13 protein-coding genes are annotated in these 22,214 nt (G+C 49.3%); 8 read left to right on the forward strand and 5 right to left on the reverse strand.

Annotated features, from left to right (window positions below):
- The first annotated feature begins 24 nt into the window (after positions 1-24).
- Genes tssF through IMQ33_RS07210 form a run of 6 tightly spaced genes read left to right on the forward strand, consistent with a single transcriptional unit; the run spans position 25 to position 11,051 of the window.
- Positions 25-1,767, forward strand: a complete 1,743-nt coding sequence (gene tssF, locus IMQ33_RS07185; RefSeq protein ID WP_196061406.1) for a type VI secretion system baseplate subunit TssF — start codon at positions 25-27, stop codon at positions 1,765-1,767.
- Positions 1,764-2,792, forward strand: a complete 1,029-nt coding sequence (gene tssG / locus IMQ33_RS07190) for a type VI secretion system baseplate subunit TssG (protein ID WP_021807332.1) — start codon at positions 1,764-1,766, stop codon at positions 2,790-2,792. Before tssF ends, tssG begins: the two co-directional genes overlap by 4 nt.
- 18 nt (positions 2,793-2,810) lie before the next feature.
- Positions 2,811-4,556: a type VI secretion system baseplate subunit TssF gene (locus tag IMQ33_RS07195; protein WP_196061407.1), complete on the forward strand. Its 1,746-nt coding sequence runs from the start codon at positions 2,811-2,813 to the stop codon at positions 4,554-4,556.
- Between the two features lie 20 nt (positions 4,557-4,576).
- The gene (gene tssI / locus IMQ33_RS07200; RefSeq protein WP_196061408.1) at positions 4,577-6,481 is read left to right on the forward strand and encodes a type VI secretion system tip protein TssI/VgrG; all 1,905 of its coding nucleotides are present in this window, start codon (positions 4,577-4,579) and stop codon (positions 6,479-6,481) included.
- A gap of 33 nt (positions 6,482-6,514) precedes the next feature.
- On the forward strand, positions 6,515-9,913 hold the full coding sequence (locus tag IMQ33_RS07205; protein WP_230326613.1) for a lysozyme: 3,399 nt from the start codon (positions 6,515-6,517) through the stop codon (positions 9,911-9,913).
- A 19-nt stretch (positions 9,914-9,932) separates the two neighbouring features.
- Positions 9,933-11,051, forward strand: a complete 1,119-nt coding sequence (locus IMQ33_RS07210; protein ID WP_196061409.1) for a hypothetical protein — start codon at positions 9,933-9,935, stop codon at positions 11,049-11,051.
- 11 nt (positions 11,052-11,062) lie between these two features.
- On the opposite strand, the gene IMQ33_RS07215 is transcribed toward IMQ33_RS07210, so the two are convergent.
- Positions 11,063-11,245, reverse strand: a complete 183-nt coding sequence (locus tag IMQ33_RS07215) for a hypothetical protein (RefSeq protein WP_196061410.1) — start codon at positions 11,243-11,245, stop codon at positions 11,063-11,065.
- A 269-nt stretch (positions 11,246-11,514) separates the two neighbouring features.
- Between IMQ33_RS07215 and IMQ33_RS07220 the strand changes: the two genes are divergently transcribed.
- On the forward strand, positions 11,515-12,141 hold the full coding sequence (locus tag IMQ33_RS07220) for a DNA-binding protein (RefSeq protein ID WP_196061412.1): 627 nt from the start codon (positions 11,515-11,517) through the stop codon (positions 12,139-12,141).
- A 280-nt stretch (positions 12,142-12,421) separates the two neighbouring features.
- Here IMQ33_RS07220 and IMQ33_RS07225 read toward each other — a convergent pair whose 3' ends face one another.
- On the reverse strand, positions 12,422-12,841 hold the full coding sequence (locus IMQ33_RS07225) for a hypothetical protein (RefSeq protein WP_196061413.1): 420 nt from the start codon (positions 12,839-12,841) through the stop codon (positions 12,422-12,424).
- A gap of 358 nt (positions 12,842-13,199) precedes the next feature.
- Between IMQ33_RS07225 and IMQ33_RS07230 the strand changes: the two genes are divergently transcribed.
- Positions 13,200-14,921, forward strand: a complete 1,722-nt coding sequence (locus IMQ33_RS07230; RefSeq protein ID WP_196061414.1) for a hypothetical protein — start codon at positions 13,200-13,202, stop codon at positions 14,919-14,921.
- Between the two features lie 296 nt (positions 14,922-15,217).
- Here the strand turns inward: IMQ33_RS07230 and IMQ33_RS07235 are convergent, their stop codons facing one another.
- The 3 genes from IMQ33_RS07235 to IMQ33_RS07245 form a co-directional block, all read right to left on the reverse strand.
- Positions 15,218-15,973 carry a hypothetical protein gene (locus IMQ33_RS07235; protein ID WP_196061415.1) on the reverse strand — a complete coding sequence of 252 codons (756 nt, stop codon included), beginning with the start codon at positions 15,971-15,973 and terminating at the stop codon, positions 15,218-15,220.
- Positions 15,970-17,610 carry an RNA-directed DNA polymerase gene (locus IMQ33_RS07240; protein ID WP_230326614.1) on the reverse strand — a complete coding sequence of 547 codons (1,641 nt, stop codon included), beginning with the start codon at positions 17,608-17,610 and terminating at the stop codon, positions 15,970-15,972. The genes IMQ33_RS07235 and IMQ33_RS07240 overlap by 4 nt, the downstream gene beginning before the upstream one ends.
- A gap of 480 nt (positions 17,611-18,090) precedes the next feature.
- Positions 18,091-21,933, reverse strand: a complete 3,843-nt coding sequence (locus tag IMQ33_RS07245; RefSeq protein ID WP_196061420.1) for a hypothetical protein — start codon at positions 21,931-21,933, stop codon at positions 18,091-18,093.
- Positions 21,934-22,214: the final 281 nt, after the last annotated feature.

Raw genomic sequence — 22,214 nt, forward strand, 5'->3', positions numbered from 1 at the left:
CCTCCAAGACAGGATGTCTTCAGCATGAACCGGGATAAACATCGGCCATTCCCTCCAGCCCGTCGGCGCAAAGCGCTACACCAGGCTGCCGAGGTGCTGCAACAAACACATGCCCCGCTGGTTTCCTTCCTGACCGCCCCCAACCACGACCCCGATGTGGAGCGGCAACTGGAGGGCATGGCCTGGATGACCGGGCAGTTAGAGGGGCAGTTGGCAGACCAGCTCCCGAACCTCACCCACCATATGCTGGCCCTGTTGTGGCCCTATTTTCTGCGGCCCACCCCGAGCATGACCGTGCTGGAATGGCAGCAGGATTACCTGTCGGATCCCGCGCAGGCTTGCCCCCAGATCGCCAAGGGGGCCACGGTGGTCAGTATCCCGCTGCCGGTAACGACCGGTAAGGAAACGCTGCGGTGCCATTTCCGCACCTGCCGTGATACCCGGCTGTGGCCGTTACAGGTGCAGGCGGTAAGCCGCGAGCAGCGGCACAGCCATGACAGCCTGTGCCTGCAACTGGTCACCACGGCGGACCGGCCGCTGGACCTCACTACCCTGAACGGCCTGCGGCTGTATCTGGGGGAAGACCTGCACACCGGGCAACAGCTGCATTTGTGGCTGAGCGAATACCTGAGCCGTGCCACGCTAGAAGTGGGGGGAAAGACGTGGCCGCTGCCTGAGCTGGCGCTCACGCCGGTCGGTTTCAACGACGAAGAGGCCCTGCTGCCCTGGCCACAGAATGCCGACCCCGGCTATCGCCTGTTGCAGGAACACGCCTGCTTCCCCAACGCCTTTTTATTTATGGACGTGACGGGGTTCCCCAGCCTGCCTCCGCTATCGGCCTCTCACGGCTTTACCCTACGGCTCACCTTCTCCCGGCCTTTACCGTCCGCCCTGGTTATCAACCGCCAGACGGTTCGCCTGCATTGCACGCCCGCCATCAACCTGTTTAGCCATTACGCTGACGGGGTTAACCTCGATGGTACGCAGTCAGAGCTGCCGTTATTCCCCAGCGTGCGCCATCCTGAGGACTACGACGTGTTCTCGGTGGATGAAGTGACCGGTGTATCAGCCCTGAGTGATAGCCCCCGCCACTATGCGCCGTTTGAACGCTTCAGCCAGCAACAAGACGCGGGGTATTACCATGCGCGGGTCACCTCGTCGCCCGCAGGGGGCTTGAACCATCACCTGGCGTTGATCCGCCACGGTGAAAACCTGGACAACCTGCCGCCGGAGTCGGTGTCCGTACGGCTGACGTGCAGCCACCGCCGCTTGCCGTTGCACCTGAAAGTAGGAGAACTCCGCCAACCAGCCACCGGCTGCCCGCCTGGGGTCCGCGTGCACAATATCACTCGCCCGTCAGTCCCCCTGAGCCCAAGGTTGGATGCTACCTTGCAGGCGGCCCTGCTGCGTAATCTCTCGTTGAACAGCCGCTCACTGCTGACGCTGACGGCGCTGCGGCAGGTGCTGAGCGCCTGCGATCTGCCCGCCTGGCACAGTGAACTGGCAGCAGGCGTCTCCCGGCGGCGCATGGCGGGGTTACTCAGCCTGACCGTGCGCCCGGCTGAACGCCATATCGACAGTGTGCCGATCGATGGCCTGGCCTCGGTGCTTACGGTGCGGCTCCAAGGGGCGTTTGACTCGGAAGGCGAGCTCTATCTGTATGGCCGGGTACTGGCACGGTTCCTGGCCCAGCGTGCCAGCGTCAACCATTTCCATACCCTCACCGTGGTTAACCAAGATAATCAGGAGTCTTACCGCTTTCTATGATCCCCAGTGCAGAGCAGGAGCAGCAGCTCCAGGTTATCGCCGATAACGTTAGCCAGTATGACTTCTACCGCCTGGTGGAAGGGTTGAACCGGTTGGCGGGCATCGATCCGGCCCGCACACTCGGCCTACCGCCGAACCGTGAGGCGTTGCGCTTTACCGCTGCGGCCGGGTTGGGCTTTGCCGCCAGCGATGTGGTGGCGTTGCAACATGAGCCAGGTGGGCCGCTGCGCCTGGAGGTGAGCTTTCTCGGCCTGCAAGGCAGCCAGTCGCCCTTGCCCTATTACTACCTGGATGACATTGCCGGGAGCACGGCGCAGGGAGAGACGCGGCTCAACGATTTTCTGGCAGTGTTCAACCATCGGCCCCTGTCGTTGGCGCACCAGATTTGGCGCAAATACCGCTATGAGATCACCTTCAAACCGGGGGGCCGCGATGCCACCTCGGGGCGTATTTTTGCCCTGATAGGCCTGGGCCATCCGCAGACGCGAGAGCAATTGGGTATCAATGCCGAAGCCATGCTGGCCTACGCCGGTCTGCTGGCCTCACCGGGCCGTTCGCCGGAGGTGATCGCTCGCCTGGTTGGCCACTTCTTCTCGCTGCCTGATGTGACGGTGCAGTCTTGTATGCCCCACGTCATGACGTTGAGTGACGAGCAGCAAAATCGCCTGGGGCAGGTCACCGCCGTGCGCGGACAACGCCATCAACCTCGTTCGCTGCTGGGGGGCAACTTTGTCATCGGTAGCCGGATGCGCGATCGCAGCGTCAAATTTCAGCTGTCGATCAATGAGCTCTCGCAGGAACAGTACCTGTCGTTTTTACCTGACGGTAAGCAGCATCGCCTGCTGGTCAATTTTGTCGAGTACATCCTGCGCGAACCGCTGGTCTGGGATCTGCGCCTGACGCTGGCACGGCATCAAGCCGGGGGTCTGAAGCTCGGCGACACACAGCGGACCCAGTTGGGGTGGACCACCTTTGTGGGGCAACCCGAAGAGAAACCCTACACCCTGTTGCCTGTGCGCAGGTAGCCAACGTCAAGGATTGATATGAACTTTACCGATCATCTCAGAGAGGAACATGCCTACCTGCGTGCACTGGCGGACAAGGTGGGGCAGGAAAAACCCGCACTGGCCGCGCAACTGGGCCGCCATGCGGGCGATCCGGATGTGGAATGCCTGATCCAGGGGGCGGCAATGCTGAATGCCGGGCTGCGCCAACGCCTGGAGGACGGCTTCCCCGAAGTCACGCAGGGGCATCTTGCGCGTACCTGGCCCTTCCCCCTGCGGCCTATTCCGGCCTGTGGCGTGGTGAACGTCAGCGCCAAAGCCAGCACGCTGGATGCGCCGTTAACCTTGCCCGCCGGAGAATCGCTCTCCCTGTTATCCGACGGACGTACGCAGGTGTTCCAGACCTGCCATGCCTTGACGCTACAGCCGCTGGCCCTGATTGACCGGCGGTTGCTGGTCACCAACGCCCACAGCGAGATCCGCCTGACGTTTCAGTACCAGGGGCCAGGGAATACCTGGCCAACCCACCCGCTGTCGCTGTTTCTAGGCGATGATCCGCAGGTGGCGGCGACGCTGACCCTGTGGTGTGAACAGCATCAGGATCGGCCCGTGCTACAGGTGGAAGGACGACAATGGGTGCTGGAGACGGTGTTGTCCTCCCCACGGCCCACTGCGGATAACCGCATCCTGCCCCACGAAGGAGAAACCACCTGGGCGCTGCAGAGCCTGGCCGAATACCTGTACCTGCCCCATGTGAATGATTTCCTGACGCTGGGTTTTGGCCCGATGCACTCAGGGCTGACGTTGGGGAACAGCCGCACCTTTACCGTCATCCTCACGTTCAACGGGGAGATCCCGCTCACCCAGGCCCAACTGGCGTCGGCCTTTATGCTGCACTGCGTCCCGGTGATCAGCCTGGCGGCACAGAAAAGCGCCCCCCTACGGCTACTACCCGGGCAGAGCGTTTACCCGCTGCCGTATGCCGACGATCGCTGGGTGTATGCCATCACCGGCGTCAGCATGCTGGAAGAGCCGGATACCCTGCGGCGGGGCCGACGGGTGCAATTCCAGCCCGACAGCGAACTGACGCCGGAATCGCGTTATGCACCCGACGCCGGGTTGGCGCTGTTTTACACCGTCCGGGTCAGCGGTGATGTCCTGGGGCGGATGCAGCATGAACTGGTGCTGTGCAACAGTGCCGGGGAGCCGCTGACCGATCCCCCTTGCCGGGCCGTGGTCTGCGATCTGCTCACCACCTCGGCGCACTCGCCCACGTTACCGCTTGGCTCCCCTTTCCTGCTCGGCATGGCGGTGACCGACACTTTGGATGTTACTACCGTCACCCGCTTTTCGACCCCTTACCCGGCGGTGGTGGACAGCCATCACCATTGGCGGCTGATGGCCTGCCTGTCGTTCAGCCCCGCGCTCCTCAACCACCGGGAAACGGTGCAGCGGGCGATCGACGATTTTTGCCTGCACGCCCGACATAACCTGCCGCAGGTCCGGCACATTCGGCGGGCGGTGGAGGGCATCACCGCCGTCAAGACCGAACCGGTGAATACCCTGATGGGGGAACGGCTGCGGCGCGGTTTGCAGATGACCCTGACGCTCGACGATCAGGCGTTCGACAGCCCCGGCGAAGCCTACACCTTTGCGGCGGCGCTGAGCGTCTTCTTTACCCATTGCCTGACCACCAACAGCTTCCTGCTGCTGGATGTGATAACCGAACCTTCACAGCGGCGCTGGGCATTGCCCCTGGCGCGCGGCCAACGAGCCATGATGTGAGACACCACAAGGAGTGAACGATGGACAGCGGATTATTTTTCAGCAGCCAACTCGGTGAACTGCCTCCGGACACCTTTGACGTGGCCGGTTTTACCCTGGAAGAAGGGTTGTCGACCCTGTTTACCCTGACGGTGAACCTGGTCAGCACCCGATCAGACATCGAACTGGAAGCACAGTTGCTGCAGCCGGGGGCATTGACCGTCACCGTCAGTGGCAAGGAACAGCGCACGATCCCAGGGCTGATCGCCAGCCTGACTCAGGGCGAAAGCGGTTTTCGCCGCACCTACTATCAGGCGGTGATCCGCCCGGATGTCTGGGTACTGAGCCTGAAACAGGACAGCCGGATCTTCCATTTCCTGTCGGTGCCGGACATCGTCAATCAGGTATTGGACGAACACCGCATCCCTTACCAGAGCCAACTCCAGCAAACCTATCCACCGCGTGAGTACGTGACCCAGAAGCGCGAAAGCGACCTGGACTTCATCCTGCGGCTGATGGCCGAGGTGGGGATCAGCTTCTGGTTCGAAGATAACGAACTGGTGTATGGCGATTCGCACCTGAGCATGACGGAAGGTATCCCGCTGACCTTCAACCCGCATATCCAGTCGCCAACCCAGGGCGACATCGCCCATCGGCTGACCCTGGGGGCGTTCATGCAGTCACGGGAAAGCGTGCTCAAGGACCGCGAACACCGGCGGCCCGACCATCCACTGCAATTTAAACAGAGCGACCCGGCATTGGGCGGTGAAGCCACCCAGTACTCGGTCTTTGAGAGCTATGGCCGTTATCAGGATGACCAGACCGGGCCGCAGCTCAGCACCGTGCGGCTGGAGGCCATGCAAGCGGGCACCCAACAGGGCGCAGCAGAAACCAACAGCATCCGGCTGATGCCGGGCACGATTTTTACCCTGCAGGGCCACCCGGTGCAGGCGCGTAACGATCGCTGGCAGGTGATCACCGTCAGCCACCGTGGGGAGCAACCTGCCGCGCTGGAAGAAGAGAGTAACGGCAGCGGCACCACCTTCACCAACTCACTGACCTTTGCGCCGGGGAATATCGACTGGCGGCCAAACTACCGTTACAAACCGTTGGCCGACGGGGACGAGGTGGCCACGATCGTCGGGCCGAAAGGCGAAGAGCTGTACGTCAACGAACTGGGCTGGGTGCGGGTGCATTTCCACTGGAACCGTTATGACCCGGCGGATGAAAAAGCCTCCTGTTGGGTGCCGGTCTCCAACCAGTGGGCGGGGGACGGTTTTGGCTCGGTGACGCTGCCAAGGATTGGCCAGGAAGTGCTGATCAGCTACCTCAACGGCGATATCGATCGCCCGGTGGTGAGCGGGCGTTACTACAACGGCCTGAACAAACCGCCGTATCCGTTACCGGCCAACAAGACCAAATCGGTCTGGCGCACCAAATCGCACAAGGCCGAGGGCTTTAACGAACTGTCGTTTGAGGATGAGGCGGGCAGCGAGGAGATTTATATTCATGCGGAAAAGGACATGAATATCGAGATCAAAAACCAGTACTCCACAGTCGTGGGACAAAACCGCCTTAACCACATCAAACAACGTGATGATCTGCGAGTAGAAGGGGAAAAGCGTGATGAGATCCTCGGCGATTATTCGGTTACGCTGAATAAAGATCACCATGTCAAGATTATGGGTAAATCGTTGTTACGGGTTGAACAAGAAATCCATATTAATAGTGGAAACACGCTGATCCTTGATGCAGGTAAAGAAATTGTTTTGAAGGTGGGTAACAGCTATATCAGTATCACCGAATCAGGTGTGCATATTGCACCCAAATTGGAGGTGGGGCCAGGCAGCCCCAATCTTGGTACGCCAGCAGCGCCGCAGTTACCAGAACAACGGGAATTGACTGAGAGTGAAGTGGATTTTACGGTGTTGAATTTTTCTGATTAAAGCGATGAATAATAGAACAGGGAAGAGAACATTATGAACAATGACGTGAAAATTACTCGCTGGCAACTGCCTTTTAGCGCGATGGATGAAGGGGAGGTCACTCCTGTAGATTATTTACATCGCCTGGCATCAGCCGGAGGGGGATTCTATCCGATGGGGGCTAATCAACTCTGGCATGGCGGGATCCACATTGATGATGGAGTACGGCAGCAGTTGAATAATGAGATGGCACTTACCTGTTTGGCTGACGGAGAGGTGATTGCCTATCGGGTAGACAGCAGACCTTCGAAAGCAACATATCCTGAGGGGGAAGCGCAATTTTCGACTGGATTTACACTGGTACACCATGTGCTGGAGATGCCACTGAAAACGGCAAATTCAGAGACAGACGCCACCGAGGAGGGGAGTCAGCCGATAAAACTCAATCTTTATAGCCTGTATATGCACTTGTCTCCCTGGTCTGCGTATCAGAACGATACCACCCTGCCTGCGCCTGCTTATTGGAGTCAGACCCAAAACGAATTTGTGGTAGGGGAAAAAGCCAGGGACATCCTCAAGGTGCCATTAACGCTTGATCCACCATCCTCTGAACCTCAAGCAGAAATAGTAGGTCTGAATATTCGGGATAAACCTAGAAGGGGGAGCAAGATCGGTATAGTGGCACGTGGCAGCACCATCAGGATTGCCGAGCAGAAGATAGTCAATAACAATCCCTGGGGGCGAATAGAGGAGGTATGGGGAGGTGCGCTCTACCCAGATATACCGGCTCATCCTGATGGGGGGCTGAAGGGGTGGGTTTTTCTGAAAGAGCTTGATGCCCTTCCTCCCCCACCTGAAGCACTGAATTCGGTGGTGATAGTCGATCCGCCGCGTCCTATCAAGGTCGGTGAACTGATCGGTTATCCTGGCCCCAACCAACTTGGTAGCGATGCGAAGGTGGAAACGCCTCCTTCACCCTTACTGCATTTTGAACTTTTTACCTGCGATGATTTACCGGGGCTAATGGCACAGATGGCAACACGGGCCAGCCAACTTTCTGAACAAGACAAACCCTTGCGTCTGGTGACACAGGGGACCAATCTGTACACCGCTCGCCGTGGTGATACGGCAATCACCCAAAGGGAGTTCTTGGCCAAGAGTGCTGAGGGAAGTCCGGATGATGAATGGGTGCGAGTAGTACGACAACGGAAGCTGATTGTAGAAAGGGAGACCTATCTGGGGCCTTATAGCAATAAGCGATATCGCCTGAAAAACAAGGCGAAGTTGGCTCAAGATTTTGATATCCCGCTAGAAGAGATCCCAGATCAGGTTCAGTTTACTGGCGATTTTTATGGTGAGCTGGACAGACAAATCACGCGAAGTGAGTCATCCGCGCAGGCACAAGGCTACACCCGGCGGGGGATTTCATTTACCCCGGCTAATGCCCCTGAGCCATTTTGGGTCAAAGGCAGTGATCTCAACCCTACGGGGACGCAAGCAGCCAGATCCTCAATTGATGCTTGGAATACTTTTCCACTTAAAAAGGGTGTAAATCCTGTCGACGGCAAAGTCGGTTTCCCTTATCTGATGCCAACGCAACTGAACGGTATCCGACGAGCGACGGATGAAACAGGGAAAGTCTGGTGGTTTATTACCGTGGGCGACGACGCGGGGAATGATCTCAGTGGCTGGGTATTGGAAGAAGCACCAGATATTACCCGTCACTCGCCATGGGAGTGGGTCCTGTTCAGTAAAGTATCGGAAACGGCCAGTCCAGCGCAGACACTGGACCGTATGAACCGTAAAGCGCAACTGAACAAAGCTGACTATACCCCGTTGATGACCAAGCTCTATAGCATCATCAACAATGGCGACAATGACGAGCGCTATCTGACCCTATCACAATTGCAGGGTGCGTTTAATCGCCCTTGGCTAGCTCAGCAACTATCACGGTTGATCATCAATTACGAAAGTGAATGGTATACTGACGGCAGCATGACAAAATGGGATGAGTTGGATGATTATGTCGGCGAAAAGGGATTACCCTATTGGCAGGCGGAAAAAAACCAACGGATTAAAAAGCTGCTCTGGTGGAAGGAGATAGCAGGTAAACACGGTATTAGTGTCGATGGCAAAGCCTGGTATTTTCATCCAGTAGGGATGGTGGAGAACTTTGGTGTTTATGACGCAGATATTGTTACTTATCATATATATTCAACAGGGAAGATCGTTAAAAAATCACCGGTGAAATTATTATCAGGATATGAGAGAAAGTATAAATATGTCTACCATGATGAAAGCAATAAAGAGCATGAAATTTGTATAGTAGAGTGGAATTTAACCAAGAAAAAAGCAAAAGGTGTAATTCATACATCTATACCATCGACATCAGGAATCATTTCTGATGAAAATGTTGTTGAGGGAGATACAAGACGAAGAGTGAAGTATGCTAATGGTGATATAGCCGAGTATGGTCGCCACAGCGATCATGGTCACATATGGAGATTATATAAAGCATTGAGGGAAGATATTCATATTGTTAAAATGCCAGATTCATTAGACTATGAAAAAGATGGTGTTGTGATTAAGTATGAGTTTTCTAATACAAAACGGAGATATACAGGACCAGGCCCCTTGGCTGGATTTATTGGTGCATTAGCAGAAATTAAAGAAAAAATAACCACAACAGGAAGTTGTTTCAAAGAAGCGTCTTGCTTCCCAAGTGCAGCTCATGTGAATGGAGATAGTGTAGATACTTTATATCTACACAACAGCAGCAAGGATCAGACTTTCATTAGCGCCATGAAAAAATTCCACTTCAAACAAATCCTTGTTGGAAACTCTAGTTATTTCACTCAATTTAGAGATTGCTCTAATGGTGGGGAATTACACAATAGCCATTTGCATTCTGGTAATTTTGATAATTCAGCCATAGATAGTGACAATAGTAACCCTGATGGAAGAGTAGACGTTAATGAACTTTCCCTCTCCAATAATGGAAGAGCATTTATAAAAGAATGGGAAAAATTCGAACCTACAGCATATAATGATTCCAAAGGATTCTGCACTATCGGCTATGGACATTTAATCGCTAGAAATAAATGTGAAAACATATCATTGCCGAGTGAGTTTGTTGGTGAAATAACTCGTGAAAGAGCAAGTGAGTTATTTGAAGAGAGAGTCCCAGACTATGAAAAAGGTGTTAAGAAGTACGTCGCAGTAAAATTGCATCAATATGAATTTGATGCTTTAGTTTCTCTATTGTTTAATATCGGAGCAGAAGGCTTACCGTTAAAAACACCATTACTTCTTCGAAAACTGAATTCTAAAGATTATGAAGGAGCTGCTCATGAAATGTTAGATGTAACAAACAATGGAACCGAAGGGCTAGTTCTTAGACGTAAATCGGAGAACGATTTATTCCTGAATAACATATATAATGCATCCCATTAATTTAAGATAAGAGGGTTTTATGAGGAGTTTAAAAAAAGCATTCACACTCATATTTGTTTTTATATTTACTACAAGCTTCGCCCATTCAAAAGAAAAGAGTGAGCTAGATCATGTATTATCTATATGGGAGTTTTATAGTGTTTCACAAAATGACCTTTTTTCCTCTAGCGAGGAGAATATTAGAAAAGGGTTTTATGATAAATACTCATCAATTAAAATTTCACTTAGTGATAAACATCTCTCTGTGGGTAACATTTGCTCCGTGACGTCAGTAAAAAACAAGAGAACCGTATTAGACATATGGTTATCAAAATCAACGGTTGAACTTTATAGAAAATCTCTTCGCAATGAAAATATTTCACTACCTAATGAAATATATTCTATTGCAGCTCTTTTCCCCCAAGACGATTGTCCTGCGCCATTTAATGAGCTATATGAGATAAACAACTCCTTGATAGTAGTAACAAGTGAAGGTTACTTGTTGATATTCAGAAAAAGTGATGATAAAGAGGGTAGTATTAAAAGTGCTGTTGTAGCACAACGAGATAGTTTCATGAAAGAATATAAAGGTGACATACTGATTAGTGATAAGTCATTCTTGAAAAAAATAAACGAGACTTGTTTGACAGGAGATATATTTGAGCAAACACCAGATCAAGCAACGGCGGAAAGAAATAAATGCGTCATTTCTAAAATAAAGTTTAAATACGATAGGTTAACTAACATTGGTAAGATTTACCCTCAATCTGAATTAGACCGTAATGAGAAATTGTATCTCATTAAGAACGGTGACGTAAGTATATATATAGATAAAACCAAGCATGAAACAAACGGAAGTCATTACTCCTATGATTTTACATTGGTTACGGAAAAGGAAAATCATCCAAAAGATAAAATGACACTCTATATAGAGGATAATGATGGTGACGCTTTGTTAGAAAAAACACAATATTATTATATAGATGAAAACTTCAACATTTGGTTAATGCTAGTGACTACTGACGAATCTGGCACGAAACTTAAATACTGGAAGAAATATAATATAGATGATAAGACCGCAAAATTTAATTTGGTTGATGAAGTTAACTGCGAAAAAAAAGCATCCCTTGGCGAAAAGTATGCTGAATATTGCAAATGATATGATGGTGACTATTCCAGTATCGCGACAACCATGTGTTCAGCCTGCAGCAGTTGGCCGGTGGAGCTGAGTTTTACTGGGAATGACAGAGGGAAGGCAGACAAGCCTGCACGGTGTGCCACTGGAGCAACCTGCCGAACCTTGGCCAGCGTTTTCTGTGAGATGAGCAACCCGGAGCTGTCACCGTGGTCCATCAGGACAGTTCACAGAAGACCTGGCAATATGACACCCGCTGCTGCCGTCTGGTGAAAAAGGTCGGCCTGGACAGGGCTATCCACCGCAGCGATTTACGGCTGGGCCTGATACTGAATCCGAACATGCCTATTTTGCTTCCTGCTAGTTTCGGCTGGAACCCGGAAATGTGCCAGGCGCTGTGCGCCACCTCAATACCAACAATAATTTGGCTTTCGATTATCTTAGAGCGTTGATAAAGTGACCGACGGGTAGGCGAAGGGAAACCAGCATGGTCGAACGTATTGATTACCAAATTGAAAAATATAGCTTCGCGGAAGTTAATGAAACGCCGCGCATTGCGCAGCAATGGGCTGAAGTCCTCAAAGAATGCCGTCAGGTGCGGGCTGGAAGTATCGAGCGTCTGCGCATCGCATTGCTGAATGTGGATTATGTCACCAGCTTTGAACTGCCTTTTCGTTTGCTCTTGGTGCGTGCCCCACAACTGATTGCCGAGCTGCGTGATGAACTGCAACTCAGTCAAAAAAGCTCCGTGTTTAATGGCAAGCGTTTTGGCTGTGTTTACAGCGTGAAGTCTGATTTAAGTAAGGTACCGGATGAACTTCAATACCGTCTGTCAACCCGCATTCGCCGGGAAGTATCATCAGGCGAAACCGCAGAGCCTTACCGGAAGATTGCCAGGGAAATAAAAATGCCTCGCGAGCGGCTTAAAAATGCGCTTGAGAACGGACTCGCGGTAACGGCACTGGATGGTCTGTTTTGGTTCGGTATGCAGCGGATCGCAGCCGACGTGGCGATACTCAGAAAAAAGGGGATGCGTATTGCAACCTCAGAGGTTCAGGCGTGGGACAGTCTCACCGCGACCCTCCGCCCCATACCGGTATACCGCGGCGTCTGATGTGCTCATTGTCATTGTTGTTATCTTTTCCTTGTGTGCTTTTTCGGCGATCACAGGAGTCGCATTTGATAGTTAGTGCTATTGAATTTACTTAGTTTTATCGTGTTGGATTTTGGTTGATGCCCCCTATTGTGCCCCCAAATGATTTTGCTTGTGGGGAATGGTAGGTATTGAAGGCTAGCTCGACCGCTTACCTCACAGTTAGTTATAACGGCTCGCAATCGAAACCCCCGTGAAGACATTATTAACATCACGGTGTACTAAATCAACGGGGAGCAGGTCACTCCTGATGTGCATCCTCAGCGTGGTAAGCAAACAAAACATCGGGCATGAGGCCAGTTTTCTCTATGGTTGCCAGCACGGATTGAGTAGATACTTCAGCGATAACCTTCATCACCTCATCACGGATTTCAACATACGCAGGGTTATCTCGGGGCACAAATGGCTCAAGGAGGTGGGCAATCGCTTTACCGTTAACAGAGAGGCTGAATGTGCCAGCGGCACGATCCACATTCCAGATATAAATGAGAGGACCTAGCCCAATATCCTCGCAATCATCTTCGTTATGGATCCCCGGAAGATAGACGGGCATACACAGCTTTTCATCACTCAGCGTCAGCGCAATAAACCGTTTCGCCGTTATTGAGGAACCTTGCCCGGGTTCAGTTTCAGGTCTTTTCTTTCTAAAGAATCCGAACATGCCTTTTCCTTGTAGTGGTGAATCAGAAAGATAACTAGCAATCCTACAGTACTAAATGATCAGGTCAATTGAATGACCCGTTCCCCGTTGAACAACACTGGTTGTTGTTAGCCACTTCCGGTCCTGGCACGAAGCTGTCAGACCTTTGGCTGTCAGGTCCGCTATGAGCGAAAAGCGGACATTAGCCTTAAAGGGAAGCTAAAGCGTTTGCTGGAAACTCCTAAAATCGAACGGTCTGTTTTAACAAAACGATTACAATATAAAAATAGATGAACGCAAGTGATCAAAAAATCGTTCATTTCATTGAGCATGCAATTCCTTCGCAGTACACTTTCCCAAGGCTATCTAATGGACTTAAATGATGAAAAAGCGGAATGGGAAGCAAGTTAAAGTCAGAGCCACTCGTAAACTTCGTGAGGCTAAGTCCCCTCAGAAACAGATACCAGTTCAGAAACAAGAGGTTTTTTCTTCAGTTTGTGAAAAGGTAATTCTGCATACTGAAGAAACTAACGAAACCTCTGTAGACTATTATTTCTGTAAAGCGGTGATAGCAAGGGAGGCAAAAGTGTTTCAGACGGAAAGGCAGGCAGTTCTGAACCTGATAGCATTTTCTGGCACTCCAGCGACTCCACTGATTCAATCAGCGTTAGACCAAGATGAACGGTATGAGTTTAGTGAGCAGATTTGTACGGTGTTTTCCCTAGCGAAAAGTGATGTCTCGCTCAGCCCCTACATGGCAATCATCAGAGCGTTTATTCTTTCGGGTACAAAGCAGCAGTATGTTACCTATTTTAACTGTCTGATGGGAATTTCAGCATCTTTTAACAAGGAACCCCCCATTTTTGATATCAACAATCTGAATAACGCTCAGTTGCTGACTTTCTATGAAGCAACACACCGTGTACTGCTGGATAACTCACGCCAACTCTGTACCCTTGAAAAGCTAACTCAATTTATATCTCATCAAGTGGGCGAAGATACCTGTCAGAGTTTGCTCTTTTGGGAATCCTATTTTAGTATCGATAGGAACCCTAAACACAGTATCGGGGTTGCCAAGCAGTTCCTCAGCGCCCCCAACCTTTCGGCAGGTCGCACTAACTATCAAAGTTCACTGGCATTCAACACGGCACATGCCGCTATAGCTTTGGCTGATATCGAGGAAGCTTGTTACTGGATAGACTACGTTGATGACGACGACAAAGCTGCAACTCTCAGGCGCTCAATCGCTAAGTTAGAAGAGAAAATAGGAGCAAGGACTGATCACCCCTTAAATCCTGAACATATTACTCCCGTCTCACTTGAAAAAATTCCTACCAGAATGCTGATGATACTGTGCGCTTTTGTTGATGGCTGCGGTGATGATTGGGGATTCAAAACGCTAGAACGTTCAGGGAAGTACATATTCCCTTCAGACGCAATGACAGAGATGCTTTTCCAGTCTCTGGCAATCGGCGGATTAATTAAAATGTCCACAGCCTCTTTCAACGCGCTGGACGATTCTGCACTGGACCACTTTAATGAAATACTGTGGGTTGAGAAATTCCATTTAAACATCATCGGCATTGCAGACAGCAGATTGATGGCCTTACCGGTATTGCTAGAAGAGCTAGATCGCCGCAATGATAAAAAAGAGGTGGCCTGGCAGATCCGTAGGCTCATCACTACAGGATATTTCTACAACGCGTTTGAGTACTATCTTGGCAATGTTAATGAGCTCTGGGCAAGAGAGTTTGCCCTGAATGAGGCGACAACAGAACGAATAACTGAATCGATACTCAGTGGCAAAGACCTAGCCTATATTGCCAGATCGTCGATTCGCTTTACTGCGGGGCAGCACTCGATCGGCAGCACAAATGGTAATAGGCACACCTGCAATACCCTCATTGGTAGCATCAATCGTTATTTCGACTGGGTAAATGAGGGACGTTATTCCTACAACGCATTTGAACGGAGTAAAAAACAGCCCGTCCTCTCCTCAGAAAGGCTGCTTGAGCAAATCGCAGGGTTCACACCGGAGGATATCTACAACCTTCCGCCTTTGCCGCAAGAGATTGAGGGAGAAGAATCTGAAGAAGAGTAATTTCAGAATGGTGGTGTTCGGCCTTTTCTAAGGGCTGAACTTACACATAAGTGTCAACAACGGGTAAAAAGTGATCCACTTACCGTTACCACCAACGGTCTAATATTGATTGGCACATCATTATATTAGTAGTATCCGCTTCTGGCACGGAGCTGACAGTTCTATGTAACTTGCTGTCTGCTCTGAGCGACAAGCGGAAATTAACATATCTGTTAAAGTGGCCAAATTTAGCTATCCACTACAACATTAAGTGCTATGGTGGCGAAGGCATAGCACTCATACTCATTTCGTAGAATTTACTCTCCTAATTTGTATGCATAATCACCCACAATTGACGAAAACAGCTCCAACAACTCTAACTTATTTCTTCCTGAAGCTACTATGCTAACTAATTCATTGAAATCAATTTCAATGTATTTGTTTGCTCTAGGGTTCAATAGTACACCTGTCTTCCATTCATCCGTACCACCCTCAATTGAGGATGAGAAACTCAATAGCCAATAAATTAAAATCTGCCGGTAATCAGAAGACGAAAAATTTCTATTTGTGCATTTTACTTCGATCAGCCGCTGGTCGATAGAGAAATCTCCTTGACCTTGTGCTATCCATTGAAATCCAGGAATAATGGGAGACCTAACTACATTACCATCACCCCATTTTTCACTCAAATATGTTATTGATTTTGTTAGATTGATAGCAGTTTGGTTAGCTATTTTAATCTCAATATCTGATAAATTATCGGGTAAAGCTGCATCAAAATACCTTGATTGCCGACTCAGGGCGATAGACAAACACTCATTCCAATCTTCATTTTTTTCTTCAAGCATTTGCTCTGCTCTTACATAGGCAACTTCAAATAGCATAGCTGCATTTGTATCTATTCCTACCAACATACTTTCATCAATAATCGTACAGTCGGGTATAGGTTGTGCCTCGCGATTGAGATGTGCAACTATTGCCGGTAGCAATTGTGGAAATAACAAATCACAGATGCCCGGAATATCTCGCGCTACAGTTCTGGGATCTTTGACAGGTAATCTTAAAAATCTCATTTATTCTCCGCCCCTTGGCACCAATTAATAAATATTTCACAAAATGATGCTTTTCCTTTTTGTTCAATTCCTAATGACCAAGAGTTAGGTATTGCTTTTTTTACTTGATCCCTAAAATGTTTTCCGTCATCACCAAATTTATAGGATGCGAGCCAAAGTATTCTTTGTACTTCCGGTGTCAATTTTGACCACTTATTTCTCTCGGAAACGAATGAAGGTCTATCTTTCCAATTTCTTATACAATCAAGACACGCTCTTTTAATTGTTTCAGATGAACTTTCATTTAATAATCCATGAACATAAGCAGCTCGATTATTTGTTCGAATTACTCTTAGAGAACGTAAATAATGCAAACAGTTCGCTTCTGGTAGCAGTAAATGCACAGAGTGCACAACAATATCATCTACCATCCCATCAAGTATTTGATAGATAGAAGAATACCGCGCATCATTCCTAATAGAAATTACACCTTTAATAATTGTAGAAAAAGAACTTCTAAAGGAATGTAAGTTTTCTGGAGAGAGTAATGTTATACATAACTGTAATGCTAAAGCTGGCTCATGAAGTTTCAATGTTCTACTTATTTGATTAATTAAAAAAGTGTCTGGCTGACTTTTATGGATCTCTAAATCAAGTAAGGCTTGTACATTTAGTTTTTCGACAGTTTCAACTAGTTCATCATAATCAGAAACAGGATTGTCTGAATAGGGGTCAAAATGTAAGTCAATTTTTTTAAGTTTACTAGATTTATCATCATCAACAAACAATTGTGTATAAACAAAGTTTTTATAGTGTTGAGATTTTAAAATTGTTGTTTTAGTTCTGTTTAATGACAAGCCATAATCTGCCAAAGCGTTCGACAGAATTGAAATAGCACGGTACGCTTCAGCTTGATTACTGGCAATAATAGTAAAATCATCCACATACCTATGCCAATTAAGTTTTGATGATGTTAAAAGTTGGTCAACTGAGGTCATTAGCAACTCTGCTAAAACTCTTGAGCATTGCCCTCCGACCGGCAAGCCAAATGATCTACCAGCTGACAACTGACTTAGCAATCTATCTATTTGAGTTGCAACTGTAGAACCTTCACCAAATAAATCATTAATACAATTCTCGATACGATGATGATATATGTGCTCGTAAAAGCTTGATATATCCGTTTGGATAACAACAGCTCCATCATTATCTAATGCCGGATCATTAATTGTTGCTTCTTTATATGCCCTCCATGACTTATCTCTATCAAATAAATTCTCACCAGTTTCTACGTAACGATATGAGTGTACATTTTGACTTCTTTTTGATTCATTTATTTCTGCAATCGCGATAGCCAGACCATTAAGATATATATTCCAAAATGGATGTATCTTTGTGGAAATTCTAAAGCCGCTTGCACCAGTTGGTGAAAGCAATCTCTCCGAGTAAACCTGAATTCCATTCAAAGTATTTCTTGTGTTCGTTTTGCCATCTTTTTCAAGCCTTTCAAAGAAGTCAAAAGCCATATTTGCTATCTGCGTCTTTGAATCTGAAATGAAAACTGTATCGATATCAAAAGGCAACATATCATTGTCGCCATGAGCGCCAACGTCTTCAATAGCCCTTATAAAGTGTTCAAGTTTCACTGTATTCATCATCCCCACCGACTCATTAATTTCATTTATATTCAGATATAAAAAGTTAACTTATGACAAAATTCATAAATAGGCAAGCTCTTATTCTTCTTGAAAATAAAAACTCCTTTTCCTGATTAAAATCCAATACCACTTCAAATAACTTGATTGTTTCAATGATAATGATTTACTTTGTATATTATTTTAAAATATATTTTCTAAAGGGAATCATTTTAAAACTTAAGTATAGAGCTCACTGAATGAAGCAATTGTATCTTAGAGCGCGTACAGTCAAGAATCCCCGCTAGCGGTGATGGCGGGCGACAACTTTTGGCAACTCACTCCCATCACCAACTGACTGACCTGTTCCCGGTTGATTAACACATTGTGATGTCAGCAATGTCCGCTCCTGGCACAAAGCAGACGTTATGCCTGGAATTGAGATGCATGAAGAAACTAGAGCACTTGAAGATCAGTGACGATGCAGATCCTTGCGGATAGCCATCACTCGAACCGCTGTTCGCCTTCACGATCTTTCTGCTGTTCCCGAATCCTTTGACGTTCAATCAAAAGCATCAATTTCCCATGAATCTCTTTCGCAGCGTTTGCAATGTCGTCCCGCTCGTGTTCAATGAGTTCACCAATAGCGTCAGTCCGGCACCGTAATATATTCGCAAGACTCCCACTCCAACTTGATGGGCTCGTTAATTCAGCAAAAGACTCAAGAACTACTGAAGGTTCAGGTGCAGCTTCCAAGAATTTGATAGCGTTCTCGCACAAAGTAACGCTGCTTGTGTCACTACTACTTGACCAGAGTTCTAACCCTTGTGGCACATATGCCCATACCTTGGGATCGTCACTCCTGGAGCACCAGTCAATCAAGGTTTCGATGGCAACACATGAAAGCAGCGGAGTATCCGAAATGCCGCTACGCATGAAGAACAGCCGCATGCATCTTTGATCTTCAGAATCCGCAAAGAGACGGGAGAGAAACGCTTCGGGTATGAGTGACACCGTTGTCTGAATGGTTTTACGGTAACCATTCATGTAACCATAGTGTTTATCAATCGCTGAGAAGATTGCATCCAGCCAGTGTTCTTTTCGCCCTTCATAGCTGCCAAATTGCAATGCTGCCGCTACGACAGATTCCATAAAGTCATCAAAGAGACCGCCCCGATCGTCAGTATCTTTCTGTAAAGCCTGAATGGCTGCCCTGAGACCGATTTGAAGGAGTTCCGGATCAGGCATGTCCTCTGTCGCTTTTTTGCCATGTAGCCTCATCCCTAGCCCATTCAGAATCACCTCAGCGCCATTTTCTTTGGCTAACAGTTGTTCGGCCAGTTCGAGCACTCGGGGTACTGGGAGATGCAGGCATTTTTTTTGCCAAAAAATGGCGTCAAACATAACTGGACGAGTATCAAGTTTATCCAGAAGCGACATGCATCGATTGAGGTCCGTTTCTGTAAAATCTCGATGGGGATGCAAATTAACCAGAACTCGGCAGAGTGAAGGATGCACAGCGCAGTGATCCAGAAATTCATGGGCTAGCGCTTCATTAATACGATCCACGCCTTCGATAAAGCCTAGAAATACCGAAAAATCTTTATTTTCAGTAGAGTCCTGTTCCAGTTCTTTTATAAGCAATTGCCAAACTTCACGAGGACTCGCGGTTCCCTGAGCAAGCCCCTGTCCGAATACGCTTCGGTAAGGCATCCACTCAGAAGAGAACAGATTGGGTCTCAGGTCAGAAAGACAAAGTGTTGAAGCGGCAAACTCACGCCCCAGTTGCTCTGCTCTGGCCATCAGTCGCTCTTCTGCTTCAGCGTATCGGTCCTGGTCATTTCGGTTAAAGTCGTCATCAAGCACCCAGTTGTGGTGGCCTTTGCTCAGGACATAAAACCGGATACCGGAAAGCAAATCATTCGGTCTGAGCTTCCTTTCCAGAGCATCAAGAGTTTCAAGCAGCACGGGCGATACCTGAGGATCCTTCCGCACAAAGTACAGTTTTGTCCGAATAGCCTTCCAGCCCTCCCCCCAGGGAAGACGGGCATGCAATGTACGTGCGGCATCAATGAGGACGGAGCCCATCCTCTTGTCACTCCACAGGTCACTGAGTGCATTTGCAAGAACTGTCCGCGCACCGTTGGCAAGATGCATATCATCGGCGTTCCCGACGCGAACGGTAATCGCGATGAACGCATGTCGCCACGCCATCAACGCGTCATAGTCTGGCTCTGCCCCGTAATCCCTCGGGCGGGCACCAAACTCATATATACCCGAACTTGTCCACATAGAACCGCTAAGTCCGGCAGAAAGCATTTTCAGCCCCAGCGTGCGACGCTGTAATAAACCAGAAGTAAGACAAGCCTCCAGAAGCGCAATCCGCTGCTCCAGAGAGGCGTGTGTACCTGACAGATAGGGCTGACAGAACAATGTGAGTCTGTCCCGTGTATTCTCCTGACGATACTTATCCGTTTCATGATCCGCTATTTGCAGCAGAAGGCTGGCGCAACGGTCAAAGTATGAAGGTTCCCAGGCCAGTGCCTGCAAAAGGTTGAGGATGGTACTCCAGCGTGGGTCGTAATGTCTTTCCCGGCCTTTAAAGTCTGCGGCCCTGAGGACCTCGTCAATCCGGTTAAGTAGAACGTCAGGCACCACCGGCGCAATGAATTCCAGCATACGAACCGGAAAATCCTCTAACGCCAGCAGGTTACCCAGTATGGCTTCCGGCTGAAGCCATGTAGCAGCTATCTCCTTTGCCACCGGATGATCGTGTAAAAGGCCCAGCCGGTGAGCAAACGACATAAGAAGGCGATCCCGTCCTGGCGCTTCAAAGGTAGACCTGAGAAACGCAACCGGGAAGCTATCCAGAGCGGAGGCGGCCAGTTTGTTCGCAATAGCATGGGGTAAGATGGCTCGCCAGTGCGATCTGGCCTGAAGCATGTGGCGATCGGTCAGCTTCTTGAGCGTACGGTACAACTGGTTATGTGAATAGCCCGCGAGCGTGCCAAGGATCTCCAATTCACTGTCGCCGTTTTCAGAAAAGTCACTCGAAAACGAGTACACCAGCGAAAGTATCTCGGCCTGCTCCCGTAATCCCTCGTCTCGTTCATGACGTTGTTCAAAAAGTCTGTCGAAGAGTTGTGCATCGGACAGAACGGCCAACGACTCCCCCTCATCCACTCTCTCAGCGATAGCCAGCGAGACTCTGGCATTTCCGTCAGCGAATTCAGCGATCCGCCGGGCGTTCAACTGTCCAATACTGGGGAAACGGCGCAACAGAAGTTTTTCTGCGACTTCCGGTCCTACCGCCTCGATGTGGATCACCTCCGTGGTCTGAGGTTTGTCCTCCCGAATATCATACTCAACGGTGATAAGTTTTATCCTGCTCCCCTGAGAGGTAACTCTCGCCGCGAGGGAAGCATGGAGCTCAGAGGGACAATTATCGAGAACCATAATTGCGCTGCGCTGGTCGGCGATGAGTCGTTCCAGCATGGCTGCTGCTGAAGGGGCCGGATCGTCACCGGTATCGGCATAGACCGCCAGGGTGCGCTCCAGAGCATCGGACCCAACGGTTTCATCAAACAATGCCTGAACGATCCTCGTTTTACCGACACCCGATAGACCGGTAATTCGAACAGCTTTCCTGGTGGCCCGGATAAGCTGGCGTATCGGTACGATGGCTTCCTCAATACTCAGGGGATGACCTTTTTCAGACGGGAGCGAAATCGTGATACCGGATGCAGTAATCAGAATATCTGCCACCCCCTCTGGTGGACAACTCCATGCTCCGTAAGGCTGCCAGCCGGAATATCCCCTCCCCAGTTTTCTGTTGACCCACAGCATCACTGACGGATGCTGTTGTATCCACTGAGCTAACTTAGAGCGATCATAGAAGGCTAGATGAAGGTTCTGATGACAGGGATCATGTCTGACAGACTCCTGCATTGCAGCAACGCGTTCGGCAAGCATGGGGGGAGTGCAATCCTCGCCCAGACTGACAATGATATAGCTTCCCCCATTTCTGGCCTGGCCGGATATCATGGGAGAAAGGACGCCTGAAGGAGCCATCTCTCGCAGAATATCGGCCCTGCGCATCTTGTGTTTCTTGGCCTGGAAAACGGTATCTGGTCGCTCAATAAACCCGCTGTTGAGTTGTTCGACCGGCACCTGCACGTGGACATCAATTCCACCATCTGGTGCATTGATCGATCCCGACCAGCGCACCCAGGCCGGACTGTAACCTCTGGCAGCCACTTCGGCTTCAGCAAGGCGAGCAATTAACTCTTCCAAAAGAGTATCTGAGAGTCCGAGTAATTCATCTTTATCGATATCGAAGATCGCCACGGCATAGTCCTGACAGAAAACTGAAATTTTTCACAACCAATGACCAGAATATTAAGCAATTTGAAACAGATTGTCCTGTGACCAACTCCCATTGCTCAATACACTGGTAGATTAGCAATGTCCGCTTTTGGTACTGAGCGGACTGTCAGGTCTGATTAGCTCCCAGCAAAGCGTGGACACCGTCGCCTACTTAAAGTAGTAGGCCTTCTTTCAACAGCTCGCACAATGCTCAGTCGATCTGCTCGTAACCAACAAGATCCAAGATCTTAGAAACCACCGCA

Origin of the sequence: Serratia sp. Res13-Sevr-LER1-36-b (genome assembly GCF_015673035.1) — a bacterium.
Lineage (GTDB): Bacteria > Pseudomonadota > Gammaproteobacteria > Enterobacterales > Enterobacteriaceae > Chania > Chania fonticola_C.

Coding starts and splice junctions, on each gene's coding strand:
- tssF (WP_196061406.1), top strand. CDS start 25: ATGAACCGGGATAAACATCGGCCATTCCCTCCAGCCCGTCGGCGCAAA.
- tssG (WP_021807332.1), top strand. CDS start 1,764: ATGATCCCCAGTGCAGAGCAGGAGCAGCAGCTCCAGGTTATCGCCGAT.
- IMQ33_RS07195 (WP_196061407.1), top strand. CDS start 2,811: ATGAACTTTACCGATCATCTCAGAGAGGAACATGCCTACCTGCGTGCA.
- tssI (WP_196061408.1), top strand. CDS start 4,577: ATGGACAGCGGATTATTTTTCAGCAGCCAACTCGGTGAACTGCCTCCG.
- IMQ33_RS07205 (WP_230326613.1), top strand. CDS start 6,515: ATGAACAATGACGTGAAAATTACTCGCTGGCAACTGCCTTTTAGCGCG.
- IMQ33_RS07210 (WP_196061409.1), top strand. CDS start 9,933: ATGAGGAGTTTAAAAAAAGCATTCACACTCATATTTGTTTTTATATTT.
- IMQ33_RS07215 (WP_196061410.1), bottom strand. CDS start 11,245: ATGGACCACGGTGACAGCTCCGGGTTGCTCATCTCACAGAAAACGCTG.
- IMQ33_RS07220 (WP_196061412.1), top strand. CDS start 11,515: ATGGTCGAACGTATTGATTACCAAATTGAAAAATATAGCTTCGCGGAA.
- IMQ33_RS07225 (WP_196061413.1), bottom strand. CDS start 12,841: ATGTTCGGATTCTTTAGAAAGAAAAGACCTGAAACTGAACCCGGGCAA.
- IMQ33_RS07230 (WP_196061414.1), top strand. CDS start 13,200: ATGATGAAAAAGCGGAATGGGAAGCAAGTTAAAGTCAGAGCCACTCGT.
- IMQ33_RS07235 (WP_196061415.1), bottom strand. CDS start 15,973: ATGAGATTTTTAAGATTACCTGTCAAAGATCCCAGAACTGTAGCGCGA.
- IMQ33_RS07240 (WP_230326614.1), bottom strand. CDS start 17,610: ATGATGAATACAGTGAAACTTGAACACTTTATAAGGGCTATTGAAGAC.